Here is an 18,638-nt window from a genome sequence, read left to right as displayed (position 1 = left end):
CATGGGACACGGTCCGCCGATGCGATCTCGACTACACGTGCGCGGTATTCGATTCCCTTGCGGGAGCCGTCATGGGATCTCGGTGAAAACGCTGTCGCGCCGCTGCCCGAACATTTCGACGAGATGGCGCTCCAGTGGCTTTTCCGACGCAGTCTTGGGAATCTCGGGCACGACCTGCAGGAAGGAGATCACCGAACTCGCTTCGAGCTTCGCGCGACAGAGGCGGAACATCTGCTGTGGGTCGAAGTCGGCCGCCCGTTTCGGCACCACGGCCGCGACCACGTCCTTCTCGCCTGGCGCACCGGATGACGCCGCGACCCCGTACACATAGACGTCCTCGATTACGCCTGACTCGGCAATCACCTTCTCGATCGGCGCGGGATTGATGAATTCACCGTTATGGCGAATTCCGCCGCCTTTGCGGTATTCGAAGAAGAGCCAGCCGTTCTCGTCCTCACGCACGACGTCGCCCATGTGCAGCCAGCCGTCCTTGCTTTTTTTCGCGGATGCGTCCGGATTGCCGAAGTATTCGACCTTGAACGGCGATCCGTCCGCCGGCCGGAACAGCAATTCGCCCGGCACGCCTGGTGCGCAATCGCGGCCGTCGTCGTCGACAATGCGGTGCTTGAGCGTGGGCACCGGCTTGCCAATACTGCCGACTGGCCCGGCCCCGACCTGCCTGACCGTGAGGCCGCCCTCCGCAGCGCCGTAGAACTCGACGATTCGCACGTCGAAGCGCTGCTCGAACTCGGCCCAGATTGCCGCGGGCATCCCAGCGGAAACCACGAAGCGCACCGGGTTGTCCGAGTCGTCTGGCCTGGCCGGTTCGCTGTAGATCGCCGTGGTCATTCCGCCGAGCAGCGTGAAGGTCGTGCACTGATACTTGCGTGTGATGTCCCACAGCCGGGACTTCGTGAAACGGCGCGACAGCACGGCCCGCATTCCGGTTGCGAGCGACGCACCCAACGTAATGACCTGAGCGTTGGCGTGAGTCAGCGAGAGTCCTGAGTAGGGGCGTTCGTCGGCGGCGTAACCGAACATCGTCGGCACGACTGCCGAGGTTGCGCAGTAACGCAGATGCGTCATGACGATGCCCTTCGGATCGCCGGTCGTGCCGGACGTGAAGATCAGTTGCATCGGACTGTCGGGGTCACGCGTCAGAATGGGCAAATCAGGCACCTGCTGCGGTCGTGACGCGCGGTAGGACAGCACATCGGCAACCTCGGAAAGCGGCCTCGCGCCTTCGTCCGTTTCGAGCCCGATCACCCACGACAGTTGCGTCAGCGTTCCCCGCACGGCGGCGAGATTGTCGAGCGCGTAGTCGGCGGCGATAACGCCTCTGCACTGTGCGTGCTCAAGCATGTAGGCGAGCTTGTCGCCTTTGGTGCGCGGATCGATCGGCACGAATACGGTGCCCGAGATCGATGCCGCCACCATGGCTTCGATAAACTCGGCATGGTTGGCCATCAGCAACGCGAAGTGCTCTCCGGGACGCAGACCACGATCGATCAGCACTTGAGCGAGACGCTGGCCGTTATCCCAGAGTTGCCGGTAGGTGCGCACTTCGTCGGGCCGCACACCGGCTCCCTCGATCGTGAGTACGTCCCGATCTGGCATGGTGTCGACGCGATTGGCGATCAGCGCCGCCAGGATGGTGTCTGGTCTGGTGCTCATGGCACGGTGTCTCCTCATGGTGTTCGATATCGTGTGCGTGCCGGATCTCCGCCGGCCGTCACGCTCTCAACGCTAACGTCCCAGAATCGTGATGCTGGCAACGGCTTCTTCCACGCCGCACAGACCACCGCCGTTCTCCGCAAGTGCGATACGCGCGCCCTCGACCTGGCGCTGTCCCGCTTCGCCGCGCAACTGCGTAACGAGTTCGTAGAGTTGGCCCAACCCGGTCGCGCCGATTGGATGCCCTTTTGATTCCAGGCCGCCGGATGGATTGATCGGAATCCGCCCGCCGATCGAGGTGTCGCCGCGCTCCGCCGCCACGCCGCCCATGCCCGGCTCGCACAGCCCGAGTACTTCGGACTGGATGATTTCGCCGATCGCGGTCGCATCGTGTACTTCGGCAACCGAAACGTCCCGCGGCGCCACGCCGGCCTGTTCATAGGCCTTGATGGAGCCGAGCCGGACCAGATGCTGGTCGAGCGCGGCGGCCGGCCGGTCGCTGCCGGTCTGAAGCACGGAAGCCAGCACGCGAATGGCACGGGTGCGCCCACCTTTGAGCCGTTCAAGGCCGGCCTCACTGCATACGATCGCCGCGGCCGCGCCGTCGCTGATCGGCGAGCACATCGGCAACGTCAGCGGATAGGTGATTGGGGGCGCGCTGAGAATTTCTTCCACGGAGTAGGCCTGCCGATACTGGGCGAGCGGATTGTGCACCGAGTGCCCGTGGTTCTTGGCGGACACAGCGGCAATCTGCCGTTGCGTGGTGCCGAATTCGCGCATGTGCATGCGCCCCATCGACGCGTAGATATCCATGAACACGCTATAGGGCTTCTCCGAGACGCTTCCTTCGGGTGGCTCAATCCCTAGTCCCATCTCGAGCAGCCTGCGCCTGCCATTCTCGGTGTCGTGCACGTCCCACGCGCCGTCGAACGCGCTGAACGTGCGCGCCTTGTCGGTCGAAAACATTTTCTCGGCGCCCACGGCGAGCACGATATCCGCGGCCCCCGCCTTCACGTAGTTCACCGCCAGATGGAATGCGGTACTGGCGCTCGCGCATGCGTTCTCGACGTTGATCACGGGCAATCCGTGCACGCCCATCGCGCGCAAGGCAAGCTCGCCGCGAATCATGTGCTGGCCGTCCATGTGCCCCTGCGTCGAGTTGCCGAAGAACGCGCCTTGCAGTTGCCCTTTGTCGCAACCCGCATCGGCAAGCGCGTCCTCCACGGCCTTGCACGTCATCTGCTTCACGCTGGTGTCCAGATGTTTGCCAAAGGGCGTCATCCCGATGCCCACGACGTACACTTCCTTGCTCATGTTCACTTCTCCCTCGCTCATTGGCTGCGCGACGATGCAACGCGGCGCGTTCCGATCCACATCTGGTCAAACGCTCTTCACTTCGTAGTTCAGGTAGCCTTCCTCGGCCTGCGCTGCGAGGAGATTGCGCGCGCCGAACGCCTGCGCTGGCGAAGCGAAGCCGACCGCATGCAACTGCCCTCGCAAAATGCGGCGTACTGCTTCCGCACCCAGCACGCCGGTTTGCGCATAGGGAGAATTGCCGCGCAGAATCACGCTGACGGAATTCACGTTGCCGCGTCCCTGGCATGACAGCGTGCAACGGTTGACATCGGGATTCTCACGGGCGGGTTCGGTTTGCGTGACGGCCTTGCCCCATTCGTTGGTGACTTCTTCCTGTCTGGATGGGTCGAGATGGCGGCACTCCTCCTCGAACTTCTTCAGCAAGCCGACGACCGCATTGAAACGCTCCTGATTTCTGAACGACACCAGCGTCTGGCAATTGCGCACACGCGGATCGCCCTCGTACCAGATCGGTTCGCCACCGCCGCCCCAAGGCAGCGCGTTCAGCAGCACATGTTCACCGGGCACATGGACCTGATACGGCGTCGCCCAGGGCCATTGCACAAGCTCTTTATTGCGCAGGAAGAACTGCGGCTGCGTGCACATCCGCAGAAACGACATCGTCGACGCGACGCTGACTTCCGAATCTCCGAGGTAGATCACGTCGAGCGTGTCGATGCCCGGTGTTTCCAGCGCGATCTCCGCCGCCAGATTGCCTTCGGCCCACATGTACGAATTGCCCGGGCACAGCGCCAGATCTTTTGCGGCAAACGCCTCGCCGTACGTGCGCTTCAACATGGACATCCAGTCGGTTTCGCCCGTCGTGTCGAAATAGTGGCAACCCGCCGCGAGACTGGCCTCGACCACCGGGCGGCCGAGCTGCATGAACGGCCCGACAATGTTGATGACCGCCTTCCGGCCTTTGAAGAGTTCTGTCAGCGCGTTCGTTTCGTGCTCGACGCCGACGCACTGGTAGTCATGTCCGGCGAGTTCCGGCACCTTGGACATCTCCTCTTGCAGCCGTTCCTTGCTGCGCCCCGCGGCAATGAACGGAATCCCGCGTTCGGCCAGCTTCCACGCCGTGAGCTTGCCCGTGTAACCACTCGCTCCGTAGAGCACCACTTCGTATGTCGTTGCCATGTCGTCGTCTCCTGGAAGTTGCTATCGCAGTCCTTTGCACCGGGCGCGTGATTCAAAGCAGCTCGGGATCAATCAGGTAGTAGCCGCCCTTGATCGCGAGGACTTCGTTGCAGCCGTCCTCGATCAGCGACGCCCGCGCGTCACGCCAGATCTTTTCGATCGGATACTCGCGCGTGAGGCCGTTGCCGCAAAAGATCTGAAGTGCGTCGTTGGCGACTTCGAACGCGGTCTGGGTCGCGGTGATCTTGGCCGTCATCGCTGCGTGCAGCGATGGATGCGGCGTCGTGAAGTTGTAGTGCACGACACGGTGCGCGAGAGCACGAGCCGCTTCCACCTTCCTGAACATATGAAAGAGCCGCGACGCCACCGACTGATGACGGATGATCGGCAAGCCGCCCTGCTTGCGTTCATGCGCATAGGCCAGAGCAAGTTCGTAGGCCGCGCGCGCCGCGCCGGTGAACACGGTGCCCATGATCGCGTTGGCAAGCGAGTGGATGGCATAGACGGCGTCGAGGTATTGATCCGGGCCGGCGAGGATGTGATCCCTGGAAAGCGTGACGCTCTCGAAGAAGATTTCGCCCTGGTTGAGGGCGCGCTGTCCGACCTTGTCGAGCGGCTTGCCACGCGATACACCAGGGGCGTCCATCGGCACGACGATCACCGCCCCGCGCCTCGTCTCCACGCCTGCACCACTGTCCGCCGCGCAGTAGAGAATGCAGACATCCGCTACGATGCCGTTCGACACCCATGCCGACTTCTGCCCATTGATGATCACCTCGTCACCACGCAGCGTGGCCACGCAGTTGGGCCGGCCGTAGGTTCCCTGCGGATGCAGGATCATGCCGTTCGCGTCCAGCATGTCGGAGCCATGATCGGGTTCCGTGATGGCCCAGCAGCCGAGCTTCGCATCTGGCGCCAACGCCCGGCAAAACGCGTTGCCTGACAGCGCGCTCATCAGCGCCGGGAGCAAGCCGGCACCGTACGATATGGCGAGTCCGGAATCACCCCAGCCGAGTTCCTCGAACAGGATGCACATGGTTTTGGCTCGCTCGGCGGGTTCGAGCTCAAACAGGCTGTCGACACCAAACCCCAACTCGACAAACTTCTTGCGGGCATCCCAGTAGGGCGACCCCGAAGCAATGGCTTCCTCCGGCGTCATGCGATCGAGTTTGACGCCGACGGGGCGCATGACCTCTTCCGCGTAACGATGGACAGTCTGCTGCACCATCTGTCCCATCTCGGACAATTCGGGCTCAGCACCTAGCGGACCGAGTTTGTGCGTTGCAACGTGATTTGATGTGGTCGACATGTCTCCTCCTTGGAGGTGGTTGGGCGTATCATTTCCTCGGTGACGTACCGGTCCCGGGCGTGCTCGACTGACCGTCACGCAGTAGCCGGTCGGCGCGCTGCAGGTTGGTCCGGTTGCACTTCGATGTCCTCTATGGAAACCATGGTGTACCCGCGAAGCGCCGCGCAATATCCCCCGTACAGGGGAGCGCGATCGCATGGACGGGGGAGGACACCCAGGGAGAACCCAAATGCCCGAAGCAGTTCATGCGTCTGACCGAGGAACCGATGCCCTCCGAGAAGCTGCCACTCCTGCTCGCCACGAAGGTTCTGCCACCGCGCCTGCCGCCGGGGTTGATCGATCGTCCGCGCCTGTTCGATCTGGTGGCTCAGGCAGAGGACCGACGGCTCACCGTGATCAAGGCGCCCGCCGGCTTCGGCAAGACCTCGCTGGCGATCACCTGGCTCAACCGGCTGCGCGTAAGCGGCGCGCGCGTAGCGTGGCTGTCGCTCGGTGACGAAGACGACGAACCCGCGCGCTTCCTTCATCACCTCGCCCAGGCGTTGCGGCATGCCTGCAACAACGTCGGCGCGTCAGCGATCGGCCTGACGGCCGGGACCTCTCTGGTCCCCGCGCACGCCGTCGTCTCGACGCTGATCAACGACCTCGTGGAAGTCGAGGACGAGGTGTGCCTGTTCCTCGACGATTACCATCTGATCAGCCTCCCGGCGATTCACGACGCCATGTCGTTCTTCATCACGCACGCACCGTCGCACGTGCATGTGATTGTTTGCACCCGTGCGGATTCCGCGCTGCCGCTCGCGAGGCTCCGAGCGCAAAACGAACTGCTGGAAATCGACGCGTCGACACTGCGTTTCAATTTCGACGAGACACGGTGCTTTGTCGAACGCGAATGTCCTGGCAGGCTGGGCACGCCCGGCGTGAAATCGCTGCACGCGAGCACGGAGGGCTGGGCGGCGGCGTTGCGCATTTCCGCGTCGGTGCTGTCGCGCGAAGAACCCAGGCCGGGCGGGGAGTCGAGTGTGGCGTCCGGCGCTTCACGGCCCTTCGCCGCCTACCTCGAAGACATGCTCATGCGCTTGCCCGACGACATGGTCGCCTTCATGCTGCGCACGGCGATACTCGATCGGCTGACTGCCCCGCTGTGCCAGGCGGTAACCGGCATCAAGGCGAGTCAGGGCATGCTGGAAGCAATCGCCGCACGCCAGTTGCTGCTGGAGCCGATGGATCTCGAAGGGCATTGGTTCCGCTATCACCCGCTGCTGGGCGAGTACTTGCGCCAACGGCTGGGCGCGCAGTCGGGCGACGAACTGGCGGATCTGCATCGGCGCGCGTGCCGGTGGTATGCGTCGCAGGAAATCTGGACACACGCTGTCAAGCACGCGATCGCCGCGGGCGACACGGACGATGCGATCACCCTGATCGGCAACTGCGCGATGGCGCTTGTCAAGAAAGGCGACCTGCTGACACTGCTCGGCTGGCAGCGCCATTTTCCGGCGCACCTGATGCGCGGACAGGTCGAGGTCACGCTGGCGATCGCCTGGGGCATGGCGCTCGCGATACGTTCGAGCGATGCGCTCGCCATGCTGGATGCGATCGAGCGCGATGCGCACGCGAATGCCGACCCCGACAGCATCCGCTGGGAATGCCGGGTGATCCGCTCGGTCGTGGTCGCGCTGCAGGACGATCCGCAAGGGGCGCTCGCGATCGCGCAGCCGTGCCTAGACCGGCCGTCGACCGATATCTGGAGCACCAATGTCGCCTCCAACGTCGTGCGCTTCAGCCACTGGAAGGCGGGCAACCTCGAAGCGCTGTACGCGACGCCGTGGATCCCCTATTCGATCGAAGAGGACCAGCGCAATGTGTTCGCTTCGACCTACCGGCTGTGCCTGCTCGGCCATGCGGAGATGCAGCAGATGCACTTCGGCCTGGCCGAGCGGTATTTCAGCGAGGCGATGCAGTTGGCCGAGCGTCATTCCGGTGCGCAATCCATCTCCGCCGCGCTATGCGCGCCGATGATCGCGCAGATCCGCTACGAGCAGGGCCGGCTCGACGAGGCCGAGGCATTGCTCGTCGATCTGATGCCGGTGATCGATCTGGCGGTCCTGCTCGACAGCGCATTGATCGCCTACCGGATGCTCATCCGGATCGCAGCCGCGCGTTCCAATGCCGTGCAGGCCTACGCGCTGCTCAATCAGGGCGAGGCGCTCGGCCATGCTCGCCACTGGAACCGGTTGATCGCGGGTGGCCTCGTCGAACGCACTCGGCTCTATCTGCTGGAAGGACGCATTTCGGAAGCCGCGGGATGTGTCGCGCAACTGGAACATCTCGCCGCGCCCGGCCCCGCTGGTTCGCCTGCCGTCTCGCCGGAGATCGGAACCTACCGCTCGCTCGCGGCCGCCTATCTCGCGATGGCCCAGAAGCGGACGCAAGACGGCATTGAAATCGTGACAGCCGCGTTGCAGGTCGTCGAGGCACGGCACGAGCACTACCTCGCGCTACGCCTGCGAAGCGTGCTCGCCCTGATCTGTCTGGGCGCCGACGAACGCGACCGCGCCGTCGAGATCTTCCGCGGCGTGCTCAAGGAAGGTGCGGCCGCGGGCATCTACCAGTCGATCATCGACCTGTTTCCGGAAATCGGCGCGCTGCTGCAGGCCGTTCGCGACGACACGCGCGCGAGCGCGCAGACGAAGGCGCTGCTGTGCTATGTCGATCGCCTGCTCGACGGCTGGCGGGCGCTCTACCAGCCCGCCAGCAAACCCGCGCGGGACACCGAACGGGAATCGCTCAGCGCGCGCGAACGCAACATTGTCGAGCTGATTGCCGACGGGCAGTCGAACAAGGAAATCGCGCGCACCCTCGGCATCGCGCCGGAAACCGTCAAGTCTCATGTCAAGAGCATCTTCATGAAGCTCGCGGTCGACAAGCGCGCGCAAGCCGTTGCGCGCGCGCAGGCGCTGGGACTCGTGCAGCACGGCTAGCGGGCTGATTGCGCATCTGACGAGCCCTGGTCCATGCGTTTCACCGCGTGACGACAAGCGCGGCCGCATGGAGCAGCACGCCGACCATGCCGCCCACGAACGTGCCGTTGATCCGGATGTATTGCAGATCGCGGCCGATTTCCGCTTCGATCTTCCCGCTCACTTCATCCGCGTTCCAGCTTTTTACGACCTCGGTGATCAGCGCCGACAACTCGCGCCGATAACGCACGACCAGTTCGTGAGCCAGCGCGAGCCACCAGGCGTTCAGCTTGTGCTGAATCGCGGGCTCGCTGTCCACGCTCCTCGCGAGCGAGACCAGCATGCCCGCCAGCGCGCCGCGCAGCGCCGAATGCTCGTGCGCGAGATCGGCGCTCACGCGTGTGCACACGTAGTCGAGCAGCACGCGATAGTTGTCGCCGTTCCTGAAGTAGCGAATGCAGTCGCGCATCAATGATTTGCCGGCGCGGCGATGCACCGCCGAGGTCTGCAACTGGACAATCAGATCCTGCACCGCGTCGTCGAACTGTTGGCGAAGCTCGTGATCGGGATTCGCCGTCACGTCATGAAGAAGCGCGACGATGCCTTCGACGAATTTCCTGACGATGTATGCATCGAGCTGCACGGGCGTGTATCTCGAGGCCGCGCTGAATCTGGCCTTGATCATGTCCACGTTGGCCGTCAGCCACTTCTCCAGCGCCTGAAGCCCGCGGTCCAGCAGCGGCTGATGGCGGCCCCCGTCCGTCAGCACTTGCAGCACGCTGCCGGCCGCACGCGACACGTCGAGCGTACGCAATTGCGGTATCACCGTACGCTCGAAGAAGCGTTCGACGTTCGCTTCGTCGATCCCGTTCAGCAAGCCCGGCAGCGAATCCGCGACGACCTCGGCGATCGCCCGGCTATTGGCCGGCACGGCGAGCCACTGCGCCAGCGCCCGCGCGGCGTTGTGGCCGCTCAGCCTGCCGATGATGAGCTCGGGCGTCAGGAAATTCTCTTCGACGAAGTTGCCGAGACTCTCGGCGATCCGCTGCTGGTTCCGCGGAATGATGGCCGTATGCGGGACCGGCAAACCGAACGGACGCCGGAACAGCGCGACGACCGCATACCAGTCCGCGATCGCACCGACCGTGCCCGCTTCCGCGAACGCGCGCAACCATGCCAGCCACGGATACTCGCCCTGCCAGACGACGGACATGAGCAGCAGCGCGATCAGCACCGCGAGCAAACACGTCGCGGTTCGCCGCATCCGCTTCAGGCGCTGCGTTTTCAGGTATTCCGGCGCAGCGGCCGCGGCACGCCGCGCGCCTTCGTCGCCATTCGCGACGGCACTCAACCCGCCTCCTGCCGTAGAAACCGGCGCACCACGGGAGCCACCTCCCTGGCGCGCGTGACGAGGAACAGGTGGCCGTCGTCGATCACATACAGCGTCGCTTGGCGGATGCGGGCGGCGAGAATCTTCGCGTTGGTGAGCGGGACGATGGGATCGTCGTTGCCGTGCATCACGAGCGTCGTCTGGCGCAACGCGCCGAGCCAGGGCAAGCTGCTCCAGCCCGCGGCGGCCAGCAGCTGATAGAGGTACCCGCGGCCCCGTGGCGCCTGAATGTGCCGGGAGTGATCGCGCAGCAACGACGGATCCCGCCGGTACGCACCACCGTAGATTTCCGCGCCCACCTCCTGAAGATAGGCTGGATCGGTATAGCGGCGCGGGCCGATCAGTTTCGACAACACCGACAGTTTCGCCGGCACCATGACGACGCCCGGCGAGGTCGCCGCGAGAATCAGCCGGCGGCAACGTACCGGATAGAGACGCGCGAATTGCTGCGCGAGCGCGCCGCCCCACGAAACGCCGAGCACGTCGACGGGCCCGTCGTAGCCGAGCCGCGACAGCAGCCGCTCGCTCAGCACGGACAGGGTCGAGAAGCGATACGGCACGACGGGTGCGGGCGAGCCGCCCACGCCGGGGACGTCGAAGATGATCACGCTCACGTCGTCGAGCGCGGTGACGAACGGCTCCACCAGTTCGAGGTTGGCGCCGATGCCGTTGAAAATGAGCAGCGGCGGCGACGCGTCGCTGCCCTGCCGTGTCGCGACACGCAACAACTGGCCGTTGACATCGACCATCTGGATTTGCATGCCGCCGACGGACGCGGGAGTGGGTTCCATATCTATCATCCGGACGACCCTCTGGTGGAGCACGACATCGGGGATTGGGCGCGTCGCAACGCGAGCCCGCCTTACTTCTTCGGCTGCAGCAGCGTCTTCAACTCTTCGACGTGTTCCGCGACGCGCTTCGTGACCACCGCAACGCTGTCCGACTGCGCGCGATACGCCGTGTCCGCGAGTTCCTGCATGTCGGTCAGCGCCTTGTGCAGTGCCTGTTGAACCACTTCGCCGGCTTTTGCGGGCTGACCGCCCGACGCGCTCAAGCGGCCAACCAGCGACTGCAGTTCGGTGAGCGTCGTCCGCAGAATGTCCGCCTGCTTGCTGGCAAGCGACTGGAAGCCCGCGAGTGCGGTGGTGTTGGCTTCGGCAAGCGCCTCGATGTCCTTGCGGCGCGACTCGAGGATCGCGGCGGCGTCGATACCCGGCAGCTTGAACTGACCGATGAGCTTCGTGTACTCGGTGAAAATGCTGTTAGCGTTGGTTGAATCCATGATCGACTCTCCAAAAAAAAATTGCATCAGGAAAAGGACGGCCATCACCCGGCCGAAAGGCTGTGCATCATGCTTCCATCACATAGGTTCCCGGCGCCTCGACGCCTGCCGGGTGCCGCTCGTTGCCGGGCGCGGCCGGCGCCGCGCGCCGTTCGCCGGACCGCTCGCGCAGCCACTCCGCCCAATTGCCCCACCACGAATCTTTCTGCGCCTGCGCGCCGGCCAGCCATGCGTCGGCATTCGCGGACAAGCTAGAGTTGAGGAAGAACTTCGCCTTCGGATTGCCGGGCGGGTTGATCAGGCTCTGAATGTGGCCGCTCGAACTCAGCACGAACCGCGTGTCGCCGCCGAACGTCCGCGCCGTGTTGTACACGCCTTTCCACGGCGTGATGTGATCCGTCATGCCCGCCACCACGTACTTGTCGCACGTGACGCCGGACAGGTCGATCGGCGTGCCCAGCACCGACAGCGCACGCGGCCTGCTGAACAGATTGCCCACGAAGATGTCGAGCAGTTGCCCATGCATGCGCGCCGGCAGCCGGGTCGCGTCGTTGTTCCAGTAGAGAATGTCGAACGCGGGTGGCGTCTTGCCCAGCAGGTAGTTGTTCACCCAGTAGTTCCACACCAGATCGTTGGGCCGCATCCATGCGAACACGCGTCCCATCTCCTCGCCGGCGAGCACACCCTTCGACAGGCTGTTCTGTTTCGCCGCCGCAATGGCTTCGGGCGTGGCGAAGAGGCCGAGCTGCGAGTCGGCCTTGTTGTCCAGCACGGCGACCATCAGCGTCGCGGCGTTGACGGTCGTTTCGCCGCGGCTTGCGAGGTGGCCGAGCAACGCGGAGATCGTCATCGCACCGGAACACGCGCCGTGCAGATTGACATCGTCGCTACCGGTGATGTCGCGCACCGCCGCGATCGCTTCGAGGAGCGCGCCGACGTACGTGTCGAGATCCCAGTGGCTCTGCGCCGCGGTCGGATTGCGCCAGCTCACCATGAACACCTGGAACTCGCTCTTGACCAGGTAGTCCACGATGCTCTTGCCTTCGGACAGGTCGAACACATAAAACTTGTTGATCTGCGGCGGCACGATCAACTGCGGGCGGCTGTAGACCTGCGCGGTTGCCGGCGTGTACTGGATCAGCTCGAGCACCTCGTTGCGAAACACCACGGCGCCCGGCGTCGTACCGAGATTCTTGCCGACCTGGAACGCGGCCTTGTCGACTTGCGCGGGCATGCCCTGGTTCTGCAGCAAGTCCGTCATGAGGTTCTTCATGCCGCCCATGAGACTCGCGCCGCCCGAGTCGACAATCTTCTTCAATGCCTCGGGATTGCCGAACAATGTGTTTGTCGGCGACAGCGCTTCCGTGAAAAGCGACATCACGAACTGCGCGCGCTCCTTCGATTTCGGATCCAGCGCCGAGCGCTCGACAAATCCGGCAAGCGCGTTGCGCCATGCCAGGTAGCTCTGCAGCGTGACGCGGTAGAGCGAGTTGTCGCGCCAGGCGGGGTCGGCAAAACGCCTGTCGCGCGGCGGACTCGATTCCTCGCCGTCGCGGGCGCTACCGTAGAGCACGGCGATCAGTTCGCGCACGAGCGCCGCTTCCTGCTCGACGACCAGCGCGGGTTGCCGCAGCGCCTGGGTGCCGATCTGCTGCGCGGTCGCCAGAATGTCGCACGGGCGCAGCCCGACGAACGGGTTGGGGCCCAGCATGCCTTCGGCGGCCGATGCCGCGAGATCGTCCGTCGGATCGTTTCGCGACGCGTTGTCAGTTGTCTCCGCCATCTTGATGCTCCTCGAACGACGCTTTGGATTGTCAACAGTTGTAGAGTTCATGCCACGAGCATCGCCAGAGATTCGGCGATCAACGCCGGCTTGTCCTCGCCTTCGATCTGCAGTTCGTTCATCGTCTTCACGATGATCCGGCCGCCGCCCTTCGCTTCCACGGACGCGAGGGTCACGCGGTTGCGCACCCGCGCGCCGGCCTTCACCGGTGTCATGAAGCGCACCTTGTCCAGCCCGTAGTTGAGGCCGGCCGACGCGTCCTCGGGAATGAGACCGATCTCGATGGCCAGCGCGGCCAGCAGCGAGAGCGTCAGATAGCCGTGGGCGATCGTGCCGCCGAACGGGCTTTCGCGCTTCGCGCGTTCCACGTCCACGTGGATCCACTGCTTGTCGCCCGTGCATTGCGCGAACGCGTCGATACGCGCCTGATCGACCGTGACCCAGTCCGACACACCCAGCTCGCGGCCAACGAAGTCGTCGATCGTCGCGATGCGATAGTCCTTGATGCTCATCGTGATTGCTCCTCGTGACCGGTTACGCGAACTGTTCGCGCAGCCACTTCTTGTTCATCTTGCCGACGCTCGTCTTCTCCAGCGCGTCGATGAATTTGACGATCTGCGGCACCGCGTACTTCGAGATCCGCCCGGTGTGACTGAACTTGAGAACGTGCTGTTTGATGTCGTCCTCGGTGAGCGCGGCGCCCGCCTTGAGCACCACCAGCGCCACGGGCCTTTCGCCCCACTTCTCGTCCTTGATGCCGATCACCGCCACTTCCGAGACACCTGGATGCAGCGAGATCAGGCTTTCGATCTCGAGCGACGAGACCCACTCGCCGCCGGACTTGATCACGTCCTTGATGCGGTCGGTGATCTGCAGATTGCCGGTCGTGTCGATGTTCGCGATGTCCTGCGTGTGCAGATAGCCGCCCGCCCAGAGCTGTTCCGACGCTTCCTGATTACCGAAGTATCCCTGGGTCAACCACGGGGCACGCACGACAACCTCGCCATAGGCCTTGCCGTCGTGCGCGACATCGTTCAACGCATCGTCGACGATCCGCAGGTCGACGAGCGGAACCGGCAGACCGGTCTTGCAGCGCAGGCGCACTTGCTCTTCGGTGTCGAGCTGTTCGTAGCCCGCCGGAAGCTGCGCGAGACTCAGCACGGGACAGGTTTCGGACATGCCATAGCCGGTGAACACGTCGATGCCGCGTTCCATCGCGGCAAGGGCGATGCCGTGCGGCAGCGCGCCTCCGCCGATCACGATCTTCCATTTGCTGAAATCCGTGGACTCCGCGTCCGGGCAGTTCAGCAGCATGTGGAGAATCGTGCTCACGCAATGCGAGAACGTGACGCCCTCGTCGCGCACCAGTTTCACCAGCCGCTCCGGTATATAGCGGCCGGGATAGACCTGCTTTACGCCCAGTACAGTCGCGATGTACGGCATGCCCCAGGCGTGCACATGAAACATCGGCGTCAGCGGCATATAAACGTCACCGCGATGAAAGCGCTGCCCCGACACCGGGCTCGCGAGCGCCCCCATCAGCGTGATGGTGTGCAGAACGAGTTGACGATGCGAGAAGTACACGCCCTTGGGAAGGCCCGTCGTACCCGTCGTATAGAACGTCGTGGCGCGGGTGTTTTCGTCGAAGTCTGGAAAGTCGTAAGTCGTTGCACTTGCCGCCAACATCGCTTCGTATTCCGTCACGAACGCAATGGTGTGCTCGCAAGCCTCGCTATCCGGCTCGTCGATCCAGATGAATTTGCGCACCGTTTCGAGCTGATCTTTGATCGCTTCGACGACGGGTAGAAAATCGGTATGAACGAACAGCACTTCCGCACCCGAGTGATTGATCGTGTAGACAATCTCCGCCGGCGACAGCCGCACGTTGACCGTCTGCAACACGGCGCCCATCATCGGCACGGCGAAGTAGCACTCCAGATAGCGATGACTGTCCCAGTCCATCACCGCGACCGTGTTGCCGTGGCCCACGCCCAGCCCGGCCAGACCGTTGGCGAGCCGCGCGATCCGTTCCTGCAGCTGGCTGTAGGTCATCCGCAGCTGGTCGCGGTAGACGATTTCCTGATTCGGCGCCTGCACGAACGGCGTGTGCAGCAAATGCTTGATCAACAATGGATAGGCATAGGCGGATGGCGTCGCGTTCTGTACGGTGTCCTGCATCTGTGTCTCCTCACGTCGGTATATGGATAGCGGGCTGGCACCGGCTCGTCGTTGCATCTCGCATACGGTGGCATCCCCGAGTAGTGCCATGATCGCGGCGATCGGACATTCGGGACTATCCCCTGAACGGGGGAGATCGATGGGGTGCGGCCGGCACGCCGCGGGAAAACTACGGGCGCGTGCGAAGCACGCCGGCGGCTCGGAGCGCCGCCAGGCCGGGGAAATCAGTCGACGGCGATGAGCAGATCGGCCTCAGCCAGAATGGACCGGACCAGATGGACCACGCGGGCGTGGATCGCCTGCTTCGCGTCGTCAGGATGCCGAAGGCTTTCGGCGAGATCGCGATGCTTCGGCGTGTAGAGCTGGGGCGACGTTGCGTCGCCCGCGGAGGATGTCGGAAAAGGCTCGGCCTATGCGCTACTCGGACGTCATCAGGTAGGGGTTTGCGCTACCTGGCTCGTACCGCTGGGCTTTGATTTCCATGCGAGCGATGCTCTGCAGGTGAACCTCATCCGGGCCGTCGGCAAAGCGCAGCGCACGTCCCCAAGTCCAGCTGTCCGCGAGAGGCGTATCGGGACTCAAGCCCATCGCGCCGAACACCTGCATCGCCCGGTCGCAAACGGCGGTATGAACGCCCGGTACGAGCGCCTTGATCATCGCGATTTCCTTGCGTGCTTCTTTCGCGCCCACGTTATCGATCATCCACGCGGCCTTCAGAACCAGCAGCCGCGCCTGATCGATTTCGATCCGCGACTTCGCGATCCATTCGGCGACCGTACCGTGCTGATGCAGCGCCTTGCCAAATGCCGTGCGCGCCTGGGCGCGTTCCACCATCAATTCGAGCGCGAGTTCAGCGGCGCCGATGGAACGCATGCAGTGGTGAATCCGTCCCGGTCCAAGACGCGCCTGGGCGAGCGCAAAGCCGCTGCCCTCTTCGCCGAGCAGATTCGACCGAGGTACGCGCACGCCTTTGAACTCGATCTCGCAGTGTCCTTCCGGCGCCACGTGATTGACCACCGTGATATTCCGGATCATCTTGACGCCCGGCGTATCGCGAGGCACGAGAATCATGCTTTGCTGACGGTGGGCCGGTGCGTCAGGATCCGTCTTTCCCATCACGATGAAGAGCTTGCAGTTCGGATGCGCCGCGTTCGTGATGAACCACTTTCGGCCATCAATGACATAGTCGTCTCCATCACGCCGAATCGACGTGGTGATATTGGTCGCGTCCGAGGAAGCCACTGCCGGCTCCGTCATTGCAAACGCCGAGCGGATCTTGCCGTCGAGGAGAGGCTCGAGCCACTCTTCGCGCTGACCCGGTGTGGCGAACATATGGAGCAGTTCCATATTGCCCGTGTCCGGAGCATTGCAGTTGAAGACCTCGGACGCCCACGAAACGCGCCCCATGATCTCAGCCAACGGGGCGTACTCGAGATTGGTCAGCCGCGTGCCGGGCTCGTCATCCCGCAGATGCGGAAGGAAAAGATTCCAGAGGCCCTCCGCACGCGCCTGCTCCTTCAAGTTTTCCATGAAGGAGACGGGATATTGACCCGCGCTCACTTCTTCGTGCCATTCCCGGATGCGCGGAACGATATGCGTGTCCATGAATGCGCGCACCTGCGCGCGCAGCGCTTCCATTTTCGGGGTATATGAAAAGTCCATTTTGATCTTCCTGATTCCTGGTAAATGTCGTCGATGCATCGTCCAATACCGTGCATCGACCTGGTGATTAGATCGTCAGTCCACCGTCGACGACAATGCACTCCCCATTGGTATAGCTCGCGGCATCGGAGACCAGATAAAGCACGGTACCCGCCATCTCGCGAGGCTCCGCGTGACGGCGCAGCGGAATTTTGGACAGCCAGCTTTCGTACGTGGCCTGATCGTCGAACAGCGCCCCGGCAAATCGGGTTTTGGTCAAGCCTGGGAGCAGCGCATTCACCCGAATCCCCAACGGCCCGCACTCTTTCGCGAATGCCCGCGTCATGTTGACGACAGCGGCTTTCGTGATCGAGTAGATCCCTTGCTTGTCGCCCGGCTGTAACGCGTTGACGGAAGCCGTGTTGACAATCGCGCCGCCGCCGTTCTCCCGCATCAACTTGCCGGCCTCCACGGACATGAAGAAGTAACCGCGCAAGTTGACTTCCACCGTCTTTTCGAACGACGCCAGATCGGTATCGAGAATGTGGCCGAAATAGGGATTCGTCGCCGCGTTGTTGACCAGGATATCCAGACGACCATGCCGCGCACGGATATGCTCGAAGATCGCGAGAATGTCCTCGACACGGCCAACGTGGCAGGGTTTTGCCTCCGCGCTGCCACCCGCGTTCCTGATCGCCCTCGCCACCGCCTCGCAATCTTCCAGCTTGCGGCTCGATACGATGACGTGTGCGCCCTGCTCGGCGAGCAACCCGGCAATCTCCTCACCGATTCCTCGGCTTGCACCGGTCACCAGTGCAATCTTTCCTTTCAGATTAAATAAATTGGTAGTCACAATCTGCCTCCATGTATTTTTTTCAGATTTCCAGTCTTGCGCCTGCTGTCAGATCAGCTCAACGCCCATCTTCGCGAGCGCTCCAGCCATCTCTCCAACCTGGCGAGCCTTGTCATTCGACGCATTGCCGCCTAACGCCCGCTTCTTTACGCCCTGCGCGATGGCAGCGAGCCGGAAGAAGCTGAACGCAAGATAGAAGTTCCAGTTCTCAATCGACGCGATTCCTCGCAGCCGGCAGTACTGTTCGATGATCGCCGGCTCATCCGGCACGCCCAACTCTGCTCTATTCAACCCTTCAAGCCCGGCGATGTGACCGTGCGGAGGGAGTCGCAAACACATGCAGAAGTAAGCGAGGTCGGCCAGAGGATTGCCGAGCGTCGAGAGTTCCCAGTCGAGAACCGCGCGAACCTGTGATGAGCCACGCTCGAAAATAAGATTGTCGATACGGAAATCGCCGTGCACGAGCGAAGGCTTTCCGGCTTCGACGGGGCAGTGCGCCGGCAGCCAATCGATCAGTGCCTCGACGGATTCCAGCACGTCGGTCTGCGCTGCGCGATACTGTTTGGTCCATACGTCGATCTGGCGCGCGAAATAGTTTCCGGGGCGACCGTAGTCGGCCAGGCCAACCGCTTCGACATCCACGTCATGGAGTGCGGCCATCGTCCCCAGCAGAGCGTCATAAATGGCGCCGCGCTCTTGAACGGCCACTTCCGGCAACGCAGGATTCCAGAAGATCTGTCCGCCCTCGAAACTCATGACGTAGAACATGCTGCCGATGACCTCACGATCCTCGCAAAGGTGCAATGCGCGCGCGACAGGGACCGGCGTTTGACCGAGGGCCGTTAGCACGCGGAATTCACGGTCGACCGCATGCGCGGACTTGAGCAGCACGCCGGGCGGCTGACGCCGCAAGACATAGTTGCCGCTATGCGCTTTCAGGAGATAAGTGGGATTGGATTGTCCGCCAACAAATTTCTCGACGGACAACGGCCCATGAAACCCGGGCACGTGCGCCGTCAAATAACGCGTGAGCTTTTCGACATCGAATTGAAGGCCAGTATTCATCATGTTG

Annotated in this window: 14 protein-coding genes; 1 reads left to right on the top strand and 13 read right to left on the bottom strand. The window is 63.2% G+C overall.

The genetic code is table 11. The features are described from left to right. Positions 1 to 69: 69 nt before the first annotated feature. From RI103_RS21775 to RI103_RS21760, 4 genes are all read right to left on the bottom strand, one after another. Positions 70 to 1,674 carry an AMP-binding protein gene (locus tag RI103_RS21775; RefSeq protein WP_310817540.1) on the bottom strand — a complete coding sequence of 535 codons (1,605 nt, stop codon included), beginning with the start codon at positions 1,672 to 1,674 and terminating at the stop codon, positions 70 to 72. A 72-nt stretch (positions 1,675 to 1,746) separates the two neighbouring features. Next, positions 1,747 to 2,988 carry a thiolase family protein gene (locus RI103_RS21770; RefSeq protein ID WP_310817539.1) on the bottom strand — a complete coding sequence of 414 codons (1,242 nt, stop codon included), beginning with the start codon at positions 2,986 to 2,988 and terminating at the stop codon, positions 1,747 to 1,749. A 66-nt stretch (positions 2,989 to 3,054) separates the two neighbouring features. Beyond that, a complete protein-coding gene (locus RI103_RS21765) occupies positions 3,055 to 4,170 on the bottom strand; it encodes a DUF5938 domain-containing protein (protein ID WP_310817538.1) in 1,116 nt (371 codons plus the stop codon). 52 nt (positions 4,171 to 4,222) lie between these two features. After that, positions 4,223 to 5,479, bottom strand: coding sequence for an acyl-CoA dehydrogenase family protein (locus tag RI103_RS21760; protein WP_310817537.1), 1,257 nt, complete (start codon positions 5,477 to 5,479; stop codon positions 4,223 to 4,225). 245 nt (positions 5,480 to 5,724) lie between these two features. Here RI103_RS21760 and RI103_RS21755 point away from each other — a divergent pair, with 245 nt between their 5' ends. Further along, positions 5,725 to 8,460 carry a LuxR C-terminal-related transcriptional regulator gene (locus RI103_RS21755; RefSeq protein WP_310817535.1) on the top strand — a complete coding sequence of 912 codons (2,736 nt, stop codon included), beginning with the start codon at positions 5,725 to 5,727 and terminating at the stop codon, positions 8,458 to 8,460. Positions 8,461 to 8,500: 40 nt separating this feature from the next. Here RI103_RS21755 and RI103_RS21750 read toward each other — a convergent pair whose 3' ends face one another. The 9 genes from RI103_RS21750 to RI103_RS21710 form a co-directional block, all read right to left on the bottom strand. Beyond that, positions 8,501 to 9,790 carry a DUF445 domain-containing protein gene (locus tag RI103_RS21750; protein ID WP_310817533.1) on the bottom strand — a complete coding sequence of 430 codons (1,290 nt, stop codon included), beginning with the start codon at positions 9,788 to 9,790 and terminating at the stop codon, positions 8,501 to 8,503. After that, positions 9,787 to 10,620: a poly(3-hydroxyalkanoate) depolymerase gene (gene phaZ, locus RI103_RS21745; RefSeq protein WP_310817532.1), complete on the bottom strand. Its 834-nt coding sequence runs from the start codon at positions 10,618 to 10,620 to the stop codon at positions 9,787 to 9,789. Before phaZ ends, RI103_RS21750 begins: the two co-directional genes overlap by 4 nt. A 71-nt stretch (positions 10,621 to 10,691) precedes the next feature. Next, positions 10,692 to 11,111, bottom strand: a complete 420-nt coding sequence (locus RI103_RS21740; protein ID WP_310817531.1) for a phasin family protein — start codon at positions 11,109 to 11,111, stop codon at positions 10,692 to 10,694. 67 nt (positions 11,112 to 11,178) lie between these two features. Next, complete coding sequence (locus RI103_RS21735) at positions 11,179 to 12,894, bottom strand: alpha/beta fold hydrolase (RefSeq protein ID WP_310817530.1); 1,716 nt, start codon at positions 12,892 to 12,894, stop codon at positions 11,179 to 11,181. A gap of 47 nt (positions 12,895 to 12,941) precedes the next feature. Beyond that, positions 12,942 to 13,406: a MaoC family dehydratase gene (locus RI103_RS21730; protein WP_310817529.1), complete on the bottom strand. Its 465-nt coding sequence runs from the start codon at positions 13,404 to 13,406 to the stop codon at positions 12,942 to 12,944. 22 nt (positions 13,407 to 13,428) lie between these two features. Continuing rightward, the gene (locus tag RI103_RS21725) at positions 13,429 to 15,072 is read right to left on the bottom strand and encodes a fatty acid--CoA ligase (protein WP_310817527.1); all 1,644 of its coding nucleotides are present in this window, start codon (positions 15,070 to 15,072) and stop codon (positions 13,429 to 13,431) included. Positions 15,073 to 15,489: 417 nt separating this feature from the next. Continuing rightward, positions 15,490 to 16,734, bottom strand: coding sequence for an acyl-CoA dehydrogenase family protein (locus RI103_RS21720; protein WP_310817525.1), 1,245 nt, complete (start codon positions 16,732 to 16,734; stop codon positions 15,490 to 15,492). Positions 16,735 to 16,801: 67 nt separating this feature from the next. Beyond that, positions 16,802 to 17,566 (bottom strand): SDR family oxidoreductase, encoded by a 765-nt coding sequence (locus RI103_RS21715; protein WP_310817524.1) that lies wholly within the window; start codon positions 17,564 to 17,566, stop codon positions 16,802 to 16,804. A 48-nt stretch (positions 17,567 to 17,614) separates the two neighbouring features. Next, positions 17,615 to 18,634 carry a phosphotransferase gene (locus tag RI103_RS21710; RefSeq protein ID WP_310817522.1) on the bottom strand — a complete coding sequence of 340 codons (1,020 nt, stop codon included), beginning with the start codon at positions 18,632 to 18,634 and terminating at the stop codon, positions 17,615 to 17,617. Between the last annotated feature and the right edge of the window lie 4 nt (positions 18,635 to 18,638).

Source organism: Paraburkholderia sp. FT54 (assembly GCF_031585635.1).
Classification (GTDB): domain Bacteria; phylum Pseudomonadota; class Gammaproteobacteria; order Burkholderiales; family Burkholderiaceae; genus Paraburkholderia.
Note: the sequence above shows the minus strand (reverse complement) of the source record. Positions and strands in the feature narration are given on the sequence as shown.